The organism is Corallococcus terminator (assembly GCF_003611635.1).
In the GTDB taxonomy this organism is placed as follows: domain Bacteria; phylum Myxococcota; class Myxococcia; order Myxococcales; family Myxococcaceae; genus Corallococcus; species Corallococcus terminator.
In genome coordinates this window covers 1-19,096 of record NZ_RAVZ01000185.1, presented here as the reverse complement: position 1 = coordinate 19,096, position 19,096 = coordinate 1, and the positions used below count along the sequence as shown (strand labels likewise).

At 66.8% G+C, this 19,096-nt stretch carries 15 protein-coding genes; 8 read left to right on the top strand and 7 right to left on the bottom strand.

What is annotated here, in order from left to right; all coding sequences use genetic code 11:
• The 4 genes from D7V88_RS24525 to D7V88_RS24510 all read right to left on the bottom strand — a co-directional run.
• Positions 1-481 (bottom strand): DNA/RNA non-specific endonuclease (locus tag D7V88_RS24525; RefSeq protein ID WP_208726442.1); only part of this gene is annotated, 481 nt, incomplete at its 3' end.
• 353 nt (positions 482-834) lie between these two features.
• Entirely contained in the window at positions 835-1,197 is a 363-nt protein-coding gene (locus D7V88_RS24520; RefSeq protein ID WP_120543074.1) for a VOC family protein, read from the bottom strand.
• A gap of 24 nt (positions 1,198-1,221) precedes the next feature.
• Entirely contained in the window at positions 1,222-2,073 is an 852-nt protein-coding gene (locus tag D7V88_RS24515; RefSeq protein WP_120543073.1) for an AraC family transcriptional regulator, read from the bottom strand.
• Positions 2,074-2,317: 244 nt separating this feature from the next.
• Entirely contained in the window at positions 2,318-3,952 is a 1,635-nt protein-coding gene (locus D7V88_RS24510; RefSeq protein WP_158625145.1) for an LVIVD repeat-containing protein, read from the bottom strand.
• Positions 3,953-4,277: 325 nt separating this feature from the next.
• Between D7V88_RS24510 and D7V88_RS24505 the strand changes: the two genes are divergently transcribed.
• Entirely contained in the window at positions 4,278-5,816 is a 1,539-nt protein-coding gene (locus tag D7V88_RS24505; protein ID WP_120543071.1) for an FG-GAP-like repeat-containing protein, read from the top strand.
• Between the two features lie 125 nt (positions 5,817-5,941).
• Here the strand turns inward: D7V88_RS24505 and D7V88_RS24500 are convergent, their stop codons facing one another.
• On the bottom strand, positions 5,942-6,283 hold the full coding sequence (locus tag D7V88_RS24500) for a DoxX family protein (RefSeq protein WP_504814259.1): 342 nt from the start codon (positions 6,281-6,283) through the stop codon (positions 5,942-5,944).
• A gap of 412 nt (positions 6,284-6,695) precedes the next feature.
• Here D7V88_RS24500 and D7V88_RS24495 point away from each other — a divergent pair, with 412 nt between their 5' ends.
• From D7V88_RS24495 to D7V88_RS24480, 4 genes are all read left to right on the top strand, one after another.
• Positions 6,696-7,967, top strand: coding sequence for an SBBP repeat-containing protein (locus tag D7V88_RS24495; protein WP_244238362.1), 1,272 nt, complete (start codon positions 6,696-6,698; stop codon positions 7,965-7,967).
• 704 nt (positions 7,968-8,671) lie between these two features.
• The gene (locus D7V88_RS24490) at positions 8,672-9,748 is read left to right on the top strand and encodes a sugar phosphate isomerase/epimerase family protein (RefSeq protein WP_147448852.1); all 1,077 of its coding nucleotides are present in this window, start codon (positions 8,672-8,674) and stop codon (positions 9,746-9,748) included.
• 274 nt (positions 9,749-10,022) lie between these two features.
• Entirely contained in the window at positions 10,023-11,132 is a 1,110-nt protein-coding gene (locus D7V88_RS24485; RefSeq protein WP_120543068.1) for a hypothetical protein, read from the top strand.
• A gap of 380 nt (positions 11,133-11,512) precedes the next feature.
• Positions 11,513-12,841 (top strand): peptidoglycan-binding protein, encoded by a 1,329-nt coding sequence (locus D7V88_RS24480; RefSeq protein ID WP_158625144.1) that lies wholly within the window; start codon positions 11,513-11,515, stop codon positions 12,839-12,841.
• A gap of 188 nt (positions 12,842-13,029) precedes the next feature.
• Here the strand turns inward: D7V88_RS24480 and D7V88_RS24475 are convergent, their stop codons facing one another.
• On the bottom strand, positions 13,030-13,767 hold the full coding sequence (locus tag D7V88_RS24475; protein ID WP_158625143.1) for a hypothetical protein: 738 nt from the start codon (positions 13,765-13,767) through the stop codon (positions 13,030-13,032).
• 18 nt (positions 13,768-13,785) lie between these two features.
• On the opposite strand from D7V88_RS24475, the gene D7V88_RS43120 reads away from it, so the two are divergent.
• The 3 genes from D7V88_RS43120 to D7V88_RS24460 all read left to right on the top strand — a co-directional run bounded on the left by D7V88_RS43120 (position 13,786) and on the right by D7V88_RS24460 (position 16,230).
• Positions 13,786-14,085: a hypothetical protein gene (locus tag D7V88_RS43120; RefSeq protein WP_158625142.1), complete on the top strand. Its 300-nt coding sequence runs from the start codon at positions 13,786-13,788 to the stop codon at positions 14,083-14,085.
• A 174-nt stretch (positions 14,086-14,259) separates the two neighbouring features.
• Positions 14,260-14,868, top strand: coding sequence for a hypothetical protein (locus tag D7V88_RS24465; RefSeq protein ID WP_147448850.1), 609 nt, complete (start codon positions 14,260-14,262; stop codon positions 14,866-14,868).
• 153 nt (positions 14,869-15,021) lie between these two features.
• Positions 15,022-16,230 (top strand): FAD-dependent monooxygenase, encoded by a 1,209-nt coding sequence (locus D7V88_RS24460; protein WP_120543063.1) that lies wholly within the window; start codon positions 15,022-15,024, stop codon positions 16,228-16,230.
• Positions 16,231-16,328: 98 nt separating this feature from the next.
• Here D7V88_RS24460 and D7V88_RS24455 read toward each other — a convergent pair.
• Positions 16,329-19,096: MopE-related protein (locus D7V88_RS24455; protein WP_279636071.1), on the bottom strand; the 2,768-nt coding region annotated here is incomplete at its 5' end.

Genomic DNA, 19,096 nt, shown 5'->3' with positions numbered 1-19,096 from the left:
GCCCTCCCCAGCCCCCGAGCTGTGAGCCGATGAGGTGTCCTCCGTCGTAGTCGTTGCTGGGGTTTTCCGCGTCCCCCCACTGGCCCACGTTCGTCTGACAGGAGTCGACGCGCGGCGCGGCGGCGATCCGCGGCAGATCCTTGTACGCCCGGCTCGGACGGCCCACGCTGTCGATGAAGTAATACTCGCCATCGAAGTTGTGCCATTTGCTCCGGTCACTCGACGGGAAGAACTTCGGGCAATCGCTGATCACGGCCGCGGTGACGTTCCCGTGGGTGACGTACCCGACGCCGTAGGGCGTCAGCGTCTCCCGGATCTCCTCCTCCGTGTGACTCTCGAAGAAGTCCATCAGGCCGCTCGGGCCACCGAAGTCCTGCTCGAGCTGACGGGTGACGTCTTCTCCGCCCAGGTCCGTGACTCCGCAGCCGCCGAGCAACAGACCCAACACCACCGCGACTGAGAGCTTGTTCAAAGCGCGCATTCTCCCGGCTCCTTTTTCTCGACCTCAATTACCAAGAAGTCGAGAAAAAGACGAGGGGGAGGTGATAAGCGCCTTGCAAGAATTCTGTAACAACCCTGCTACAGCATGTTTCAGCCACTGCGGGCGCCTGGCAGTCGTCGTTCCGTTCATGGGATGGCACACACGGGGCTTGTGTTGACCTGACGGTCTGAGCCTCCTCCGCTTCGGAGGAAAGACTGACGACGTTGCCTGCCTTTGTGCCTCGGCCGCTCGCGCATCTCCGGCTGGGGATGGGCGTGCTGGCCATCAGTGGTCCGCACAAATCGGTTCCTGGCCCGTGGCTTCACGGGCCGGACCTCACGCCCCTGAAGGCCTCAGCGCAAGCAGACCGCTTCGACGTTGTTGCCGTCCGGGTCGAGCAGGAACGCGGCGTAGTACGTCGGGCTGTAGTCGGCGCGCACACCAGGACGTCCGTGGTCGCGGCCACCCGCCCCGAGCCCGCCTTCATGGAAGCGGTCGACGGCGGCCCGCTCGGAAGCCTTCAGCGCCACATGCACCCCGGGGCTGACGGCATCCTTGGCGTGATAGAGCCACAGGACTGGCTCGCCCGGCGGGCCAAAGCCCGCGCTCGACGCGTCACGGGTGCACAGCACATGTCCCAGCGAGGCGAGCGCCTTCTCGTAGAAGCGCACGCTCGCGTCCAGGTCCTTCACCTTCAATCCGATGTGGTCGTACACGCTGCTCTCCTTGGGTGATGACCGTCATCCTAGGGAGGGCACCACGCGCCCGACTTGGAGGAACTTGCGCTCCTTCCGCGCGGCCTGACGGAAGCCGCCAGGCGGGACGCCCGCGGCGCGGTGGAACGTGCGCACGAAGTTGGAGAGATCACCAAAGCCGACGTCAAAGGCGATGTCCGTGATGGAGCGGGTGTCCCCGGCCAGCAGCCGTGCCGCGTGGCGCAGCCGCGAGCGGACCAGGTACTGATGCGGCGTCACGCCCAGGACCTTCGAGAAGAGCCGCAGGAAATGGAACGGGCTGAGTCCGAACTCCCGGGCCACCCGTTCGAGCACGACAGGCTCGTGCGAGTGCGCGTCCAACCACAGCGCCGCCTCCACCGCACAACGGCGATGCCGGGGCCCTGCATCCAACGGCTTGCGCTTCCTTCCGGAAGCCAGGTCCACGAAGCGGGCCGCCAGCAGGACTCCCAGCTCATCCAGCCCCAGGTCGCGCCGACCTTCCGCTGTCGCCTGCGCGAGTTCGGCGAACACCATCAATTCGGGCAGCGGCGGCATGGCGCCGGTCCGCCAGACCTCCCTCCGCCCGCCGAGGGCGTCCACCAACGTCTCCGAGAGTCGGAAGGACAGACACTCGTCGCCGCCCACCACGTGCTCGTGCGTGCACTGGTATTCGTCACCAGGGTGGCCAATCAGCAACGAGCCCGCTACCAGCTCGAACGCGTTTCCTCGCGTGCGGTAGCCGAAGCTCCCCTTGCGGACATAGGCGAGGGAGAAGCCCGTGTGCAGCTCCGTGAACGGCGTGTCGCCGGGCCCTGCGTGGCACCGGTAGTCGAACACCGAGAGCGAATCGCACCGCATGACCGTCGTGGCCGTCATCGTTCGTTCCCTTCGACCGTCGCCGCATCCAGGAGGGCAGCCGCCCCAGGCCGTCGTGACGCGGCGCGAGCGTAGTCACGCCCGGGCCCGCGCACTTGGAGAATCTTGCCCTTGTGAATCACGGCACCCACCCCCCAAGGAGATGACGGTTCGCGCTTCGGGACAGGCCTCCCTTGAGACGTATCGGAAGGACAGGAGCCCTGTTGGGAGTGGCGGGCGGGAGGTGAGGGCCGCTGGATGAGGGTCAGGGTTCGTTGAAGATGAGCAGCCCGCGATGGGTGTCCGCCACGTAGACGTAGCCATCGCCCGGAACGTGGATGCCGCTGGCGCCCTCGAGTGTCCTGCCCTTCCGACCGGTGTCCGTCTCGCGGTAGGTGTTGAAGAACGCCACTTCGTGGGGCTGCGTCGGGATGGAAACGTCCAGGACGCGCACGCCCTCCTGGAACCAGGTGGTGTAGAGCCGCGTGCCCTTCAGCACCAGGTGGTTGATGGAGAACTCGGAGCGCAGGGTGTGCTCGCCAATGAGTCGCATCTGGTTCGGGTCGGTGACGTCCAGGACGCGCAGGTGCGCGTTGAGGCCCTGGCCCGCCTCGAAGGCGATCGTCCGGCCCGCGAAGGTGCCGACCACGCTCGCGTTGCTGTATTGATTCACGAAGTTGTACCCGCCCAACTGCCGGAAACTCGTGGGGTTGCTCACGTCGAAGGCCAGAAAGCCTCCCACTCCGTGGTTGACGTAGAGACGACCCTGCCAGGCGGAGACGCCCAGCGGCCCCGTGGTCCCTTCCACGAGGGGAGTCACTCGCTGGAGCAGGACGGGGGCCAGGGGCGTGGAGATGTCGTACACCTGCACGTCCGCTCCCTGTCCGCCGGTGGTGTACAGCCGGTCCCCGTCCACGAACAGCGACCCCACGCTGGACTGGACGCCCACGGGCTGCGGGTCCGCGGGGTTGGAGATGTCGTAGACGAGGAACCCACCACCGTAACGACCAAAACCGCCGACGTAGAGCGCGTCGCCCCTGGCCGCGACGGCATACGTGGGCGTGGCGTTTCCGAACGGAAGGGATTTGACGAGGACCGGATGCGCGCGGTCGCTCACGTCAAAGACAGCCAGTCCTCCCGAGTAGTTGTTGGTCGGCAACCCGACCACGTAGGCGTGGTTCTTGGCGACGGTGACCTCTCCCGACTGGGGCAGGGGAGCCGCGGTCTCGGAGACCAGGGTGAGGCCTCCCCCGGACTCGGCCTCGCCCCGGCCCCAGTGGGTCCGCACCGCCGTGAACGTCCCCACGCTCCGGATACCGCCATTGGAACAGAGGGCGAAGCACCCGTTGATCCGATCCGGCTCGGGGCGGGTGCAGCCGGCGAACAGGTAGCTCCGCGCAAAGTCACGGGGCGGATTCCAGGGGAAGGTCATCGAGAAGGAGAAACTGCCCGCCCCCACCTGCTGCTGCGTCAGGGGCGTGCCCTCCTTCTGGGGAATTCCCCCCAGGAACGCCACGTCCCGCCCCCCATCGAACAGGGTGCTTGGGGTTCCGTCGGAAGGAATCCGCAGGCCAAAGGAGGCATAGGTCAGGCCCGAGACGGTGCGGGTGACGATCTGGTAGGTGCCCGTGGAGTCCAGACTGTTGAAGGCATCCGACGGGCAGGAGGAGCGGTCGAAGAAGAGGGACGGGTCGTCACAAGCCGTCACCTGGGTGTTTGGCGGCAGCTTGTAGTGACAGTCCGAGTAGGCGGTCTGGCCTATCGCGTCGGTCCGCTCGGGAAGCGTCTGCGCGCTCCCATCCCAGGGGCCGGTCTCCACGTCGTCCGGGTCGGAAGGCCCGGGGTTCGGGGTGGAGGACTGCTGGGTGCAGCCTGAAAGGGCCAGGGGAAGGAGGGCCAACAGCATCCAGGGCCAACGAGACATCGAGGACACGGTGTTTTCCCTTCAGGCCTCCCTTGAATGGGAGACGGACCGGGAAGCGTAGTGAATGACCTGGAAGGAATGCCAGAGGGTACCGGTGCGGAAGATGCCTTGTGCACGGCAGGCCGCATCACCGCCGGCCCATTCCCTGTCTCATCTGGACCGGAGTCACACGCAACAGCAGTCCTGGACCCCACCCCCGAGGACGTGACGGTTCACGCTTCGGGACAGGCCCCCCTTTGGGACGCGAGACGCACGTTGAAGCCTGCCATTCCGCTGTGACTCCAACGTGCCAGGACGTGCCATGACATTCCGAAGCCTGAAGCGCACCCGCTCCTCCCGTCGCATCACGCCAGCCCTGCTGGCCCTTGGACTGCTGGGCCTCTGCCTGCCCGCGTGGGCCGCGACTCCCGCCACCTTCGCGGCCCCCGTGGAATCCTCCACGGGCCCGGGCCCCCGCTACGTGGCAACCGCCGACCTCAACAAGGACGGCATCCCCGACGTCGCCATCGTGAACATCCTCCACCGCACCCTCGCCATCCAGCTCGGCTCCTCGACGGGGATGCTCGCCACCCAGAGGACGGTGGCCCTGCCCACCAGCATCACCCTGCCCGTCTCCGTCGCCGGCATCTCGGACTTCAACGGGGATGGCAATCCGGACGTCGCCGTCGTGGGCAACAACGTCGTCGCCACGTTCTACGGCGACGGCGCAGGCGGATTCCTGTCCACGCCACCCGGTCTGGCCCAACTCCCGAGCGAGCCGGCGGCATTTCGCGGACTCGCCGTCGCCAACCTCGTCGAGAACACGGCGACCCCGGAACTCATCACGTTCTCCCCCACGAACCAGTTTGTCTTCATCGTCACCGCCCCCGGCACTCAATTCCCTACCGAACGCCCGGTGCTCCTGTCCCCCAACACCCGGGACGTCGCCATGGCGGACGTCACCGGAGACGGCCACGTCGACATCGTCGGCGTGAATGCCGCTGGCGTCATGGCCATCCAGGCCGGCGATGGCACCGGGAAGTTCCCCTCGCTCGAGAACGCCACCGCGCCCAATTTCGCCGCCCGGCTCGCGCTGGGGGACGCCACCGGCGACGGCCTCAGGGACCTCGTCGTGGCGGGCAACCAGTACGTGTCCGTCACGCCCAGCATGGGCAACAACACCTACGGCTCGTTCATCCGGTCCAACACCACCGTCAACGCCAAGGACATCGCCCTCGCGGACTTCAACCTGGACGGACTGCTCGACGTGGCCGTGGCCTCCGCTACCGGGCCGGACGTCACCGTGCTCATCAACCAGGGCGATGGCAGCTTCGCCCAGCCCACCGTCCTCTCCACCAGCAGCACGGCCTCCGACATCGACGTCGCGGACTGGAACGGGGATGGCAGGCCGGACATCGTCGTGACCCAGGAGCCGGCCAACACCGCCGTCGTGTTCCTCAACACGACCGGAATCGTCGCGGACGTCGCCGTGCGTCTCGTGGCCCGGCCCATCTTCAGCCTCTTCAACCCGAGCATCCGCTACGACGTGTCCGTGACGAACAACGGCCCCGAGCCGCTCGACATGGCCACCGTCACCGCGTCGCTGCCCGCACCGCTGGTCGCCTCGCCCGGCCAGTGCACGCCGGGCACACGAAGCACCACCTGCGGCTTCGGCGCCATCGCTCCGGGGGCCACGCAGAGCCGGTTCTTCACCGTCCCCCTGAACCTGTTCACCCTCGGCCTGCCCTACACCGTCACGGCCCGCCGCACGGCCAGCACCCCGCTGGACCCCAACGCGGCCAATGACCAGGCCTCGCGAAGGTGCATCGTCGTCGGCCCGGTCCTGACCTCCTGCAACTGAGGCCGGGACTGACTCCAGGCGGGGCGGGGGCCTCCGGGCCCTCGCCCTGCTGTTTCACGGCAGCACGGCCTCCAGGAAGCAGCGGAGCCGCTTCTCCGCAGCGAGCCGTGAGACTTCGCCTACCGCTACGATTTGCGGGCCCCGGTGGACCACACCGCCCAACCCATCAGCACGGGCTGGAAGAACAGCCGGACCAGGCGCCGGGTGTCCGTATCCAGGCCGAACGCGGAGATGCGCTTGGCGTACTGATGCAGGTTGCCGGGAAAAACCAGCGCGAAGAAGGCCGCCAGTCCCAGCCCGACGGGGACCCGGTGCCGCTTGTTGAAGAGCAGGGTCAGCCCGAGTCCTATCTCGACCACTCCGGAGAGCAGGACCACGGTGTCCTTGTCCATCGGGACCCAGTCAGGCACCTGCGCCTGAAAAGGCCCTCGCGCGAAGGAGAGATGCCCCGTGCCCGCCCCGACCATGAACGAGCCCAACAGCCCGCGACCCACATCCTGCAGTGGAGTTGTTCTGGTTTCTTGCAGCACGTGCCTCCTCCGCTCCAGTCCACCCCGCCGCAGGCGGTCCGGCCGTACCCTGCTCGGAAGATGAAGAGGGGAGATGGAGGGTGCAAGGCGGGGTCGAGCCTGCCTGGCCGCCGCCTCGGTCCGAAGGCCCCCCCCTCGACTGCGCTCCCGTCTCTCCCAGGCTCTGGCCTCACAGCACCTGCGCGAGCTCGATGAGATGGCTGGCGTGTCTTTCTCTACCCATCTTCCGCGCGCCCGTTTCTCGTGGTTTTGAAATGGTGCCGTGGCAGCAGATTTTTTTTCCGGAGCGGACGACAGGCGTCCTCCCGGCGCCACGGCTCAGTTCCCCCACTGAGAAATGGAGTGCGTGATGAAACACCCCCTCTTGAGCATGTTCGGTCTCGCCAGCGTCGTCTGCGCCACGAGCGCCCCCTCCGTCGCCGAGGCCCAGGTCCCACCCCCATCCTGGGTGCGCCAGCTCGGCGCCAATCGTGACGAGCAGGCCAATGCCGTGGCCGTCTCGGGCACGAGTGTCTACGTGGCAGGCCAGACCACCAGCCGGCTCGGCGCCGACCCGCAAGCCGGCGGACAGGACGCCTTCATCGCCCGGTATGACACCGCCGGCAACCTCCAGTGGGTCCACCAGCTCGGCACCGCGCAGATGGACCGCGCCACCGCCGTGGCCACCGACGCGGACGGCAACGCGTACGTGGCCGGCATCACCTTCGGAGGCTTCGACTTCTACAGCAACGCGGGCGGCATCGATTTCTTCATCGCCAAGTACGACGCCGCCGGCAACCGCCTGTGGCTGCGCCAGAAGGGCACGCAGATGGACGACTTCGCGACCGGTCTCGCCATCGGCGCGGACGACACCCTCTACTTCGCCGGCTACACCGGCGGCAGCTTCGCCAATGGCGGCAACCCCAACCACTACGACATCGTCGTCGCTCTCTACGACACGGCGGGCAACCCGTACTGGCTCCAGCAGTACGGCACCTCCACGAGCGACGTGGCGCGCGGCATCGCCGTCACGCCCACCCACGAGGTCTACGTCGTCGGCAACACCTCTGGCAGCCTCGACGGCACCACCACTCCCATGAGCACCGACATCTTCCTGCTCAAGGTCAATATCCTCGGCGCCCAGCAGTGGGTCCGACAGATCGACGCGGGCGACCTCGATGACGCCAAGAGCGTCGCCGTGGCCCCCGACGGCAGCGTCTATCTCGCTGGCGAGACGTTCGGCAGCCTTGACGGCAACACCAACAACGGCACCATCGACGTGCTGCTCGCCCGCTACGACAGCGCCGGCAACCGCCACTGGAGCCGCATGATGGGCGGAACGCAGACCGACTATGCGTTCGGCGTCTCCGTCACCACGGACAACGTCGTGCAGCTCGTCGGCTACACCTCCGCCGCGCTCGACGGCAACCCGCCCGCTGGCTCCTTCGACGCCTTCCTCACCCGCTATGACGCGCTGGGAACCAGGCTGGGCACCCGCACCCTGGGGACACCGGGTCCGGACATCGCCTACGGCGTGGCCGTGGACGCCTCCGGCAACACCTTTGTCGTCGGACATACCTTCGGAAGCCTCGGCGGCAACACCAACGCCGGCGGCTACGACGCCTTCCTCGCCCGCTTCTGATTCGACAGCAATCCCGTACTGCCCGTCCCGACGTCGAATTCCAGACGGGTAAAGGCAGCGCCCTTCACGGTAGCCAGACGCGAAGGGCGCTGTTGCTTCGCTTCACCTCTACAAGCATCGCTCCCCGGCCGACAAGTCCTTGCACGTCATCGAAGCGCACCATCCATTCCGCCCATCAAAATACATCCAGACTCGACCGCCTCCATCGACAACCGGAGCTGAGCGGCGTCATCCGCCGTGGTGTCTTGGATTGGAATTGCAATGGGAGTACGCTTCCAGATGCCTCTCAACCCAAGGAGCCCCAGATGCTGCGCAAGCTCGTTTCCGGAGTCGCCCTGAGTTTCGCCTTCGTGGTGGGAATGGCGGTCCCCTCTTCCGCGGTGAATGAAGAGCCCGTGCTCGTATCGACGGCTCCCAGCAACGCGGTTCCGGCCGAGACCTCGGTCGAGTCCTCGCCCCTACTCGGCTGCTGCACGGGTGATGGCTTGTTCTGCACAGGCCATGCGCAATGTCAGGCCCGCGGTGCAGGCCTCTGCGGCGCGCCCTGTAACTAGGCCCCCGGCACCCGCGCCCAGAGGACCGGGTATCGCAGGATGAGGCCTCGGACCGCCTGCTGGCTTCCAAGGCCTGTCGCGAGGCCGTGCGCATTTCGCGCGCGCCGGCCTCCCCTTCTTGGCAAGGTGCCCACCATGGCGCGCCCCACCATGACCAGGAAACCCGATGTCTCCGCGTGGATGAAGAAGGCGGACGGGTTGCTGGATGAGATGCCACCCCAGTTGAAGGACGTGGCCGCCGTCGAGCAGGTCCTGAAGCGGCTCACGCGGGAAGGCGCCACGTCGGGGGACACACTCGCGGCAGCGGTCCAGGGCGTGCCTCCCTGGGCGGCCATCAACGGGAGCCCTTGGCCGAAATGGCTCGCACCCGTGCTGCTCATGGCCGCCTTGGTGGGATGCAGCGAACCAGGGCGTCCTGCTCCATCCGACGCTCCGCTCGGTGCGTTAAACTTCACGCTGGAGTCGCGGCCGGTCGCCGCGCAGGTGGAGCTGCTTGATTCGCTCGGCTACGCCGGGGTGACGCTGTTCTGGCCGGGCCGTGAGGCCTTCGACACCTACGCCGCCCAGCCCGCGGTGGTGGCGGGACGGGTACGCCTTCCCGCCGTCCTCTTCGTCCTGCCCTTCGACACGGCCTGGGACCGTGAGGCGCTGGATGGGATGCTGGCGGCGCTCGCCCCTCAGCGGACGGCGCTCTGGCTCATCCTGAGCGGCCCTCCGGACGCGAAGGCAACCATGGTCGCCTCGGTCCGCGACGTGGTGGATCTGGCCACCGCGCGCGGAGTGGACGTCGTCCTGTACCCCCATGACGGCGAGGCCATCGAGAACGTCGAGGAGTCGCTTGCCCTGCTCGCCGCGGTCGACCGTCCCCGCTTGAAGACCTCGCTCCATCTCTGTCACGAGCTCCGTGCGGGGAACCGGGATCGGCTGGAGGAGGTCATCGCGACCGCCGCGACCCAGCTCGCCCTCGTGAGCATCCACGGCGCCGCACGCGAGTTCGATCCGCACGCTCCCGGCTGGTCCGACGTCATCCAGCCGCTCGACCGGGGCGACCTCGACGTGGGGACCCGGTACCTGCTCCCCTTGCGCCGCGCCGGTTACGAGGGCCCCGTGCTGCTCCACACCTTCGGCATCGAGGAGCCACCGGAGGAGCACTTCCGCCGCTCCATGCTGAAGTGGCGTGAGCTGTCGCGCTCGGTGGAGGACTCCCTCCTGGAAGCGCGTCCCTGACGTACAGGAAGGTCAGGAGCCCTGTTGGGTGCGCATGCCGTCCGGCAGCCCCTCCAGCCTATTCTGGAATCAGGTAGCTGGCTGCACCCGCCACCCGACGAAGCGGTCTGGTGGGAGGAATCAAGCCGTCATTTCCGCGATGAGGACCTGGACCGTGAACGAATCAAGACCGAGGCTGTGCGCATTCCTGGTGGTCTCCCTCTGGCTGGGATGCACCGGACAGCCAGGCCAGGACGTTCCCGCCGAAGGACTCCCTGGCACTCTCGATTCGGGCGTGCGTCCTCCCGGAGACGACGGCGGCACGAAGCCAGACGCCGGGCCTCATGACGATGACGCGGGCAGTCCGGATGCTGGCAGCCCGGATGCGGGGGCGTCCCCCATCACGAGCGCCCGGGTCTTCTTCTCCGGACACAGCCTGCTCGACAATCCCATGCCCGACCATTTCGATGGCATCGCGACGAGTCAAGGCAAGGACTTCAACTGGAACCAGCAGAATGTGATTGGCTCACCCCTCCGGGTGAGGACCTGGGGCAATAACGGTTGGGAAGGATACCGCTCGGGCAAGAACCGCGTGGGCAGCAGCATGAACGTGGTCCAGGAATTGTTGTCTCCCCAGACGCTGGGCCAGGCAGAGCGATACGACACCCTCCTCATCACCGAACGGCATGACCTCCTGGGCACCATCCAGTGGGAGAACACCATCGGCTACTTGCGGCACTTCCATGACCGCTTGATTGCTGGGAATCCACAAGCCGTCACCTATTTTTATCACACGTGGCTGGAGCTTGATAAAGCCAACCCGGCTCGGTGGATTGCCTATGAGAAGAATGCTCGGGTTGCCTGGGAGTGTGTGTCCTCCAAGGTGAACCTCACGTTGCAGGCGGATGGACGGGCGGACCGCGTGCTGGCGCTCCCGGGGAGTACGGCGCTGGTCCATCTGGTGGAGCGCGTCATCGCGAACGAGGTGCCCGGCATCACCGGCTCGACCTCGCAGAAGCTCAACGTGCTCTTCAGCGACAACGTCCACCTGACGTCCCTGGGGGCGTACTACATGGCCGCGGTCCACCATGCGGCCGTGTTCCGGGAGTCGCCCGAAGGGGCCCTGGTGCCTCCTGGCCAGAACGCGGCGACCGTCCAGGCCCTCCAGCGCATCGCGTGGGACTTCGTGAGCGCCTATTACGCGCAGTCCGGCGCGGGCGAACGGACGATGGCGGACTGTCGCACGCGAATCCCCCGGGATGTCTGCCCTGGCTTCTGGGAAATACTGGGAGCCTCCTCGAACGTCGAGGGCTGCCAGCGCTACTTCGGCAACCCGGCTCCGGGCACGGGAGGAAACCCCTTTGTCTGGCCTGATCCGAACTGGCAGCCACTGCCCCCTCCGTAGCCACGGCGCGGGGCTCCAATCACCCGCAGCCGGATGGAGCAGGACCGCACCCGGCTCCTCGGCTTCACCTTCAGCCCGTTCTTGCCCGTCTTCCAGCGGAACAGCTTCCGCACGCGACGGGCGCGGGAGCGGACTCGGTGGAGCTGACCCAGAGTCTTCAGACCCTCCAGGTCCCGGAGCCACTCCTGCAAGGGGCCCTGGAAGCGGAAGGGAGCCTTGGGGCCGAGCGCGATTAAGGGCGATTAAATGCAATTAATCGCGCGCCGCCAGGGGAGTGATTCATTGTGTCGGCGCTATATAACGAAACCCTCACTGGAAACTTTCAGACTGACTCTCGGATGATGCTGTACGGGCCTTGGGGGCTCATGAGGGGGAAATTCATGTCTCGGATTGGAAGCAACCCGTTCACGCTCTTCACGCCGCCGTCGAACACGGTGGGCACGCGGAGCGCGCCCACGCAGTATCCGCCGGGCACGCAGATCGGGCCGCAGCCCCGGCCCAACGTCGTGCGCGACACCTTCGAGAGCGTGGTGAACGGCGATGCGATGCGGCGGTTGCAGGGACTGGCGAAGCTGATGGATGTGGCCGCGAAGGGGCCCTTCGCGGCGCGTGAGCCGCATGGGGGACCCCCGCCGCTGACCCAGGCGGAGGGCGTCGGCGACGTGGTCTTTGGCCAGAAGGACAAGGCGGAGGGAGGGCCCGTCACGCGCCTGCAGAAGTTCCTCGAGGGGACGGGCCACCTGGTGATGGGGAATGCGCCCTATGGCAACTTCGGGGGGATGACGCAGGCCGCGCTCAAGGCATACCAGGTGGATGAGGGCATCAGCCCCGCGGACGGCAAGATGAGCCCCGCCACGCTCGAAGCCATGCAGCGCCCGCAGCATCCGAAGACGGATGCCACGATGGACGTCCTGGCGGAGGCATACGCGCCGCAGCTCGGACGGCCCATGGGACCGCTGGAGCCGGGGCGGGATGGCGCGAGGGTGCAGGAGTTCGAGCGTGGCAGCATCACCCGCATGCCGGACGGCGAGGTGCGGGTGAAGGACCTGTCCGGCAAGGACCTCGTGCCGCCCACGCCTCCGAGCACCGTCACGACGCTGGAGGAGGCGAAGGCCTTCCACGTCGCCCAGTGGGGGGAGAAGGGCGCCACGGACTACAACGATGGCAGCGAGTACTACGGCGGCAACGACTGTGGACCGGCCTCGGTGGTCATCGCCGCGACAGCGGTGGGGGTGATGGAGCACCCGGACGCGGCCGGGGCGGGCGAGGCCATCGACGGCGTGCGTGACAGCATCTTCGGCACATCCAACGAGTCGGTCACGATGAAGATCGACAAGGTCGCCAAGGGCGTGACGGAGGCAGGGGCCGTGGCCACGGTCTTCGGCATCGCGGACGTGACGGCGGAGTCACTGGATGGCGCGCTGACACGCGGCCATCCCGTCATCCTGGGAGGCAATCCCTTCGGCGACGATGCCCTCCATCAGGCCTGGGGTCCCGCGGCCGCCGCCGCCGGCAACTACCTGGAGGATGGGAACTTCGGTGGGCACTGGGTCACCGTGACGGGCAAGACGGCCGAGGGCAACTACATCGTCAATGATCCGCTCTGCCCCCGTGGCCCCATCGAGGTGACGCCGGAGCAGATGGCCGAGTACCTGGATGGCAACCTTGGAATGATCGAAGTGAGCCCCAAGCCCGTGCCGGTGCCGTGACGTGGCGCGAAGCGCCAGGGCCACGCATGGCCCTGGCGTCTCGCGGGAAGAGCAGGCTCAGCAGGGCGTGCCGCCCTACTCCATCGAAGCGGGGCTGACGTCGAAAACAGGTGCGGGAATCACACGACCATTGGCGTCCTCTCGTGCCTGCCAATCGGGCCGCTCCTCCAGTGCCTGTTTTGTCATGATCAGAAGTTGGCCTGGAAGCAGAGGAAATTGCCGTTCGTGAAGTAGTAGGCCGTCGAGAGGGTGGTGCTCTCTGGCGCGGCGCAGAGGCTGACAACCAGTTCGGCACGCTCCCGGTTGTCTCCCGACACGGTGTAGTCCGTCCCCCGGACCACGTCCTGCGTTCCTTCCCGGAGCGAGCCATCCACCAGCACCCGGAAGAAACCGCTCACGGCCCCCCTGGTCATCGGGAAGGGCACGCTGGAGTACGCCGAAAAGGCCACCTTCACGAGCTTGGGAGTCGCCACTCCGCAGAGAGTCGTGTCCGTCGAAACGCTCACCCGACGGGCGTCGTAGAGGATGGGGCCCGTGGTGCCCAGTGAATCCTTGCCCGTGAAGTTCTCGTAGTTCAGGCACTGGGGCTGCCAGAGCGGCATGCACACGTTCGAATCGCAGAAGTGCGTGCCGTAGTCGCAGCTCGACTGTCCCTCGCCCGTGCAGGCGGCACCGGTGTCGCCCCGCACCTTGCAGTGCCCCGACGAGGTGTCGCAGCGCAGCCCCTCACCGCACTCTCCATCCGCCGTGCACTTCGGGATGCACACGGCGTCAGGGATCGAGCACACCCGGTCGGAGGTGCCCTGATCGGCGTTGCACAGCACGTCCGTCGAGCACCTGCAAACCCTCCGGGAGTCGGTGGGGCTCAGCACGTCGCAGGTCTTCGCGGTGTCCGGACAGTCCGCGCTGCTCGTGCAGGTCCGCACACACACCTTCGCGGTGGGATGGCAAAGCTCCAAAGCAAGACAGTCCGCATCCTGGGTGCACGTGCCGTCATCGAAGCCGCCATCTGCGCCTGCATCGAAACCGCCATCGATACCTGCATCGAGGCCGGCATCAGCACCGGCGTCGATACCTGCGTCGAAGCCGGCATCGGCACCTGCATCGAGGCCAGCGTCGATACCTGCATCAAGGCCAGCATTGCTCCCCGCGTCGATGTCGACGTCACTGTCGCGAGTGGAGCAGCCCACCATCACGACGATCATCCACCCGAGCGTCCAAAGCCTCATCCTGTTTCCCCCTGAAGTTTGCGTACGGCGATCATGCCGCGACTGCCACCACAACCCAACAGTGGAGGAGCCCACCGGACTGGAGCGGTCGACGACCGCGCTTCGCGAGCCTCGAACCCCAGGGCCCTGTGGGTCCCGCCCCTTCCAGCGGGGTACACTGGGGGTCGCGGGACGATGTCGAGGTGGAGCATGGCGAAGACAACCCTGGTGATACTCGCGGTCGCAGGAACCCTGATCGCATGCAGCGAGAAGTCCGCCGCCCCTCCACCCCCAGCGCCAACCCGCACGGAGGCGGTGGCCGAGGCTCCAGTGGACGCGGACGCCCCGAAAACGGTCGCCACGCTGCCGCCTGTCCCCTTCAAGGAACACCCCGCCCAGCTCTACACCGGGCGCCTCGCGAAACCCGACTTCGCCAGGGCCGACGCCGACGTGAAGCTGTATCGCAGCCGCATTCGTGACGCCGCGGCCACCGGGGTGAAGTTCGGCGGAAGGTACGGGGTCATGATCAGCGGCTGCGGCACCGAGTGCATCTTCGGATTCGTCATCGACGCGACAAACGGCCACGTCCTGCCCCTGCCCGCCAGCGGCGAAGGCCACCGGATGCTCCAACTCGCCTTCCGCCCTGACAGTCGGGTCCTGCGCGCACTCTGGAAGGCCAGCGAACCCGACGCCTGCGCCCTGCAGGACTTCGTCATCGATGCGGGCCAGTTCCGGTCGGTGAAGAAGGAGGTCCTTCCCGGCATCTGCCCGGAGATGAACTCCGAGACCGGCGAATCGACAGGTGAGCCGTACTGGTAGGCAGCCCCACCCCACCCCCTTCTGTCCTGTCAGGAATGCTGGCTCGCTCTTTCGAACAGCATCCGAACCCCACACTGGACCCGTAGCATGCCCCCATGTCCGTCAGGGCCCGTCGCTCGCGGGCCCGGTGCCGGGAGCGGGCAAGGGGATGCCATGAAGATCGCATGTGTTGGTGGGGGCCCTGCGGGGCTGTACTTCTCAATCCTCGCGAAGCTGTCCAACCCCCAGCACGACGTCACCATCCATGAGCGCAACCCTCCCGGGGTGACGTATGGCTGGGGCGTCGTGTTCTGGGACGACCTGCTCCGCGACCTCTACCGGAACGACCCCGTGAGCGCGCGGCAGATCGACGCGGAAGCCGCCCGCTGGGACACGCAGGAGGTGCACCTCCGCGGCCAGACGGCGACCCGCATTGGCGCGTATGGGTTCAGCCTGGGACGCGACCGCCTGCTCGACATCCTTACCCGGAGGGCGAAGGGGCTCGGGGTCGGGATCCGCTACCAGTGCGACGTCCAGGACCTGTCCGCGCTCGCGGACGCGGACCTCATCGTCGCCTGCGATGGCGTCAACAGCCGGCTGCGCCAGCAACACGACAGCCACTTTCAGCCTCGGGTCGAGGAGGGAAAGAACAAATACATCTGGCTGGGGACCAACAAGGTCTTCGACGCCTTCACCTTCGCCTTCGCGGAGACCTCCGCCGGCTGGCTCTGGTTCCATGCCTACCGCTTCAACACCGAAACCAGCACCTGCATCGTCGAGTGCCAGCAGGCGACCTGGGACGCGCTGGGCTTCGGCTTGATGGGGCCGGACGAGACCCTCCGGAAGCTGGAGGACATCTTCAAGCGCCAGCTCGTGGGCCACTCCCTGTTCAACCAGCTACGAGGGCTGGGCAAGGCGCCGTGGCTCCACTTCAAACGCATCACCAACGAGCGCTGGTACCACGACAAGGTCGTGATCATGGGCGACGCCGCCCACACCACCCACTTCTCGATTGGTTCGGGGACGAAGCTGGCCATGCAGGATGCCATCGCGCTGGCCCGGCAGCTTCGAGAACACGCGCACCTGCCCACCGCGCTCCAGGCGTATGACGAAGAGCGGCGCGCCGCCCTGGTCGCCATCCAGCTCGCGGCGCGCAGCAGCTCTGAGTGGTTCGAGAACGTCCCCACCTACATCGACCAGGAAGCGACGCCGTTCGCCCATGCATTGCTGAACCGTCGTGGCAGCTCCGTGTGGAGCTACCTGCTCCTCCTGGCCAGCCAGCGGCCCTCCCTGCGGGGTGTGCTGCGCGGGCTCCATGCCTCCCGCAGGTGGGTCCGTTCGCAGCAGCGTGAAAGCAAGAACGGCCAGGCCCGCGTCACCTGACCGCTCAACTCCACGCGGACCTCCTGGCGGCACACGTCCGCCAGGAGGCCCGTTCCGTGCGGCTCAGGGGCAGGGGCCCCCGTAGGGGAGACACGGGGCTACGGCATGTATTCGCAGGCCCCCTCGATGCACTGGAACTTCCAGTTGGGGCATTTGAGCCCGCAGCCTCCACAGTTGTTGAAGTCGCTGGAGGTGTCGACACACACATTTCCACATGCGGTCTGGGAGCCGCAGGCGGGTACGCAGACGCCACCCTCGTTCACCTGCCCGTTGCAGTTGTTGTCCACGCCGTCGCAGACCTCCGCGTGCCCGGGACTCATGGACGCGTTGGAATCATCGCAGTCGCTGGCGTTGGAGACGTAGCCGCTTGGCTGCCCGCACACATACGTCGACTGGCTTCCATTGCCGTAGCCGTCGCCATCGCTGTCGCGGTACCAGGTCGACCCCGCACCGTCATCCACCACGTAATTGCAGTTGTTGTCCACGCCGTCGCAGACCTCCGCTGCTCCGGGATGGCTGGCTGCGCTGGAGTCGTTGCAGTCGTTGGCGTTGGAGACGTAACCACCGGGCTGCCCGCACGTATACGTCGACTGGTACCAATTGCCGTAGCCGTCGCCGTCGCCGTCGCGGAACCAGGTCGACCCCGCACCCTCATCCACCAGGTAATTGCAGTTGTTGTCCCTCCCGTCACAGGCCTCCGGTGCTCCGGGATAGATGGATACGTTGAAGTCGTCGCAGTCGCTGGCATTGGAGACGTGGCGAAAAGGCTGTGAGCAACTCTGTGTCGGCAGGCTCGCATTGCCATAGCCGTCGTTGTCGATGTCGAAGTACCAGGTCGACCCCGCACCTTCATCCACCGCGCCATTGCAGTTGTTGTCCGCGCCGTCGCAGACCTCCGGGGCTCCGGAGTTGACGCTCCAGTTGAAGTCATTACAGTCGCCAGCGTTGGCGACGTAGCCTGCGGGCTGCGAACACGCCGTGGTCGAGACGCCTGGGTTACCGTAACCGTCTCCGTCGGCGTCTCGATAGTACGTGCCCGCCCCACCGTTTTCGTCAACCAACACGTTGCAGTTGTTGTCCACGCCGTCGCAGACCTCCGGAGCGCCCGGATTGATGGTCGGGTTCCCATCACTGCAGTCGCCGGAATTCGAGACGTAGCCCCCAGGCTGCCAGCACGACTCCGTCGATTGATTGATGTTGCCGTAGCCGTCGCCATCCGCGTCGCGATACCAGGTCGCTCCTTCTTCATCCACCTGGCCGTTGCAGTTGTTGTCGGTACCGTCGCAGTACTCATAGGCACCGGGATTGATACCCGAGTTGGAGTCGTTGCAGTCGCTCGCGTTGGAGACGTAGCCGCCGGGCTGCCAGCATTGCTGGATCGACTGCATCCACGTGCCGTAGCCATCGCCATCGCCGTCGCGGTACCAGATCGATCCCGCGCCATCATCCACCGCACCGTTGCAGTTGTTATCCACGCTGTCGCACGTCTCCGTCGCACCGGGCCGGATGCTCGCATTGGAGTCGTTGCAGTCACCCGCGTTGGAGACGTAGCCGCCGGGCTGCGAGCACGTCTGGACCGACTGGCTCCCCGTGCCGTAACCGTCGCCATCGCCGTCACGGTAGAAGGTGGGCATCACCCCCTCGTCCACCCCGCCGGTGCAGTTGTTGTCCACGCCGTCGCAGACCTCCGAGGCGCCGGGCCGGATGCTCCCGTTGGAGTCATTGCAGTCGCTGGCGTTGGCGACGTAGCCCGCAGGCTGGCCACAGGCCGCGGCGGTGCTGCCCGGATTACCGAAGCCATCCCCGTCGGCATCCCGGTACCAGAGGGCGCCCACACCTTCGTCGGACTGACCGTTGCAGTTGTTGTCCAGGCCATCGCAGACCTCGGACGCGCCCGGAAAGACGTTCGCCCGGGTGTCGTCGCAGTCCGTGGCGTTGGCCACATACCCCGCGGGCCGGGTCCCGGCCTGGACCGAATCGCTCGCCTTGCCGTAGCCATCACCGTCCGCGTCGCGGTACCAGAACGCGCACACGCCCTCGTCCACCTGGGCGTCGCAGTCGTTGTCCAGGGTGTCGCAGGTCTCGGCCTGGCCGGGGCGCACGTTGGACCGGGTGTCGTCACAGTCGGTGGAGTCCGCGACGTAGCCCTGGGGCTGGGTGAAGGACCGCTTGGAGTCGTTCGCGTTGCCAAAGCCGTCGCCGTCCGCGTCGCGGTACCAGGACGCGCACAGGCCCTCATCCACCTGCCCGTCGCAGTTGTTGTCCACGCCGTCACAGATCTCCACGGCGCCGGGCTTGAACGCCGCGTTCGTGTCGTCGCAGTCCAGGGCGGTGGCGACGAAGCCCTCGGGGAGCGCGCAGGCATTCAGGAAGTCGGCGGGATTGCCGTGACCGTCCTCATCCTGGTCCCGGTAGAAGAGCCGCAGGGGCAGACCCGGCTGGACGTACTTGACCAGGGCGGGCGACAGGCTGCCCGTGCCCAACTGTCCCTGACTGTTGTCACCCCAGGACCAGACGATGGGACAGCCCTGGTACTCCCACCGCTCGAAGTGGGCCGACAGGCCGTGCCGCGCACCGCCCGCGACGAGCGCCACGGAATCCACCCGGACGTAGGTCTGGAAGAAGCTGTCCCAGCGCCGCGCATAGACAGGCGAGGGCTTGAGGATTTCCGTCCCATCACCGAGCTGACCGGACTCATTCGCCCCCCAGGTCACCAGGTCCCCGTAGGGGTAGCCCTGGACGAACAGGCTGAAGTGGTCGCCCGCCGCGATGTAGCCACCGGCGGCGGTATCCGGAACAGCTCCGGAGGGATTGGGAAGGAACTGCTCCAGCAGCGGCGGGTGAGTCCCATTCCATCCTGTATGAC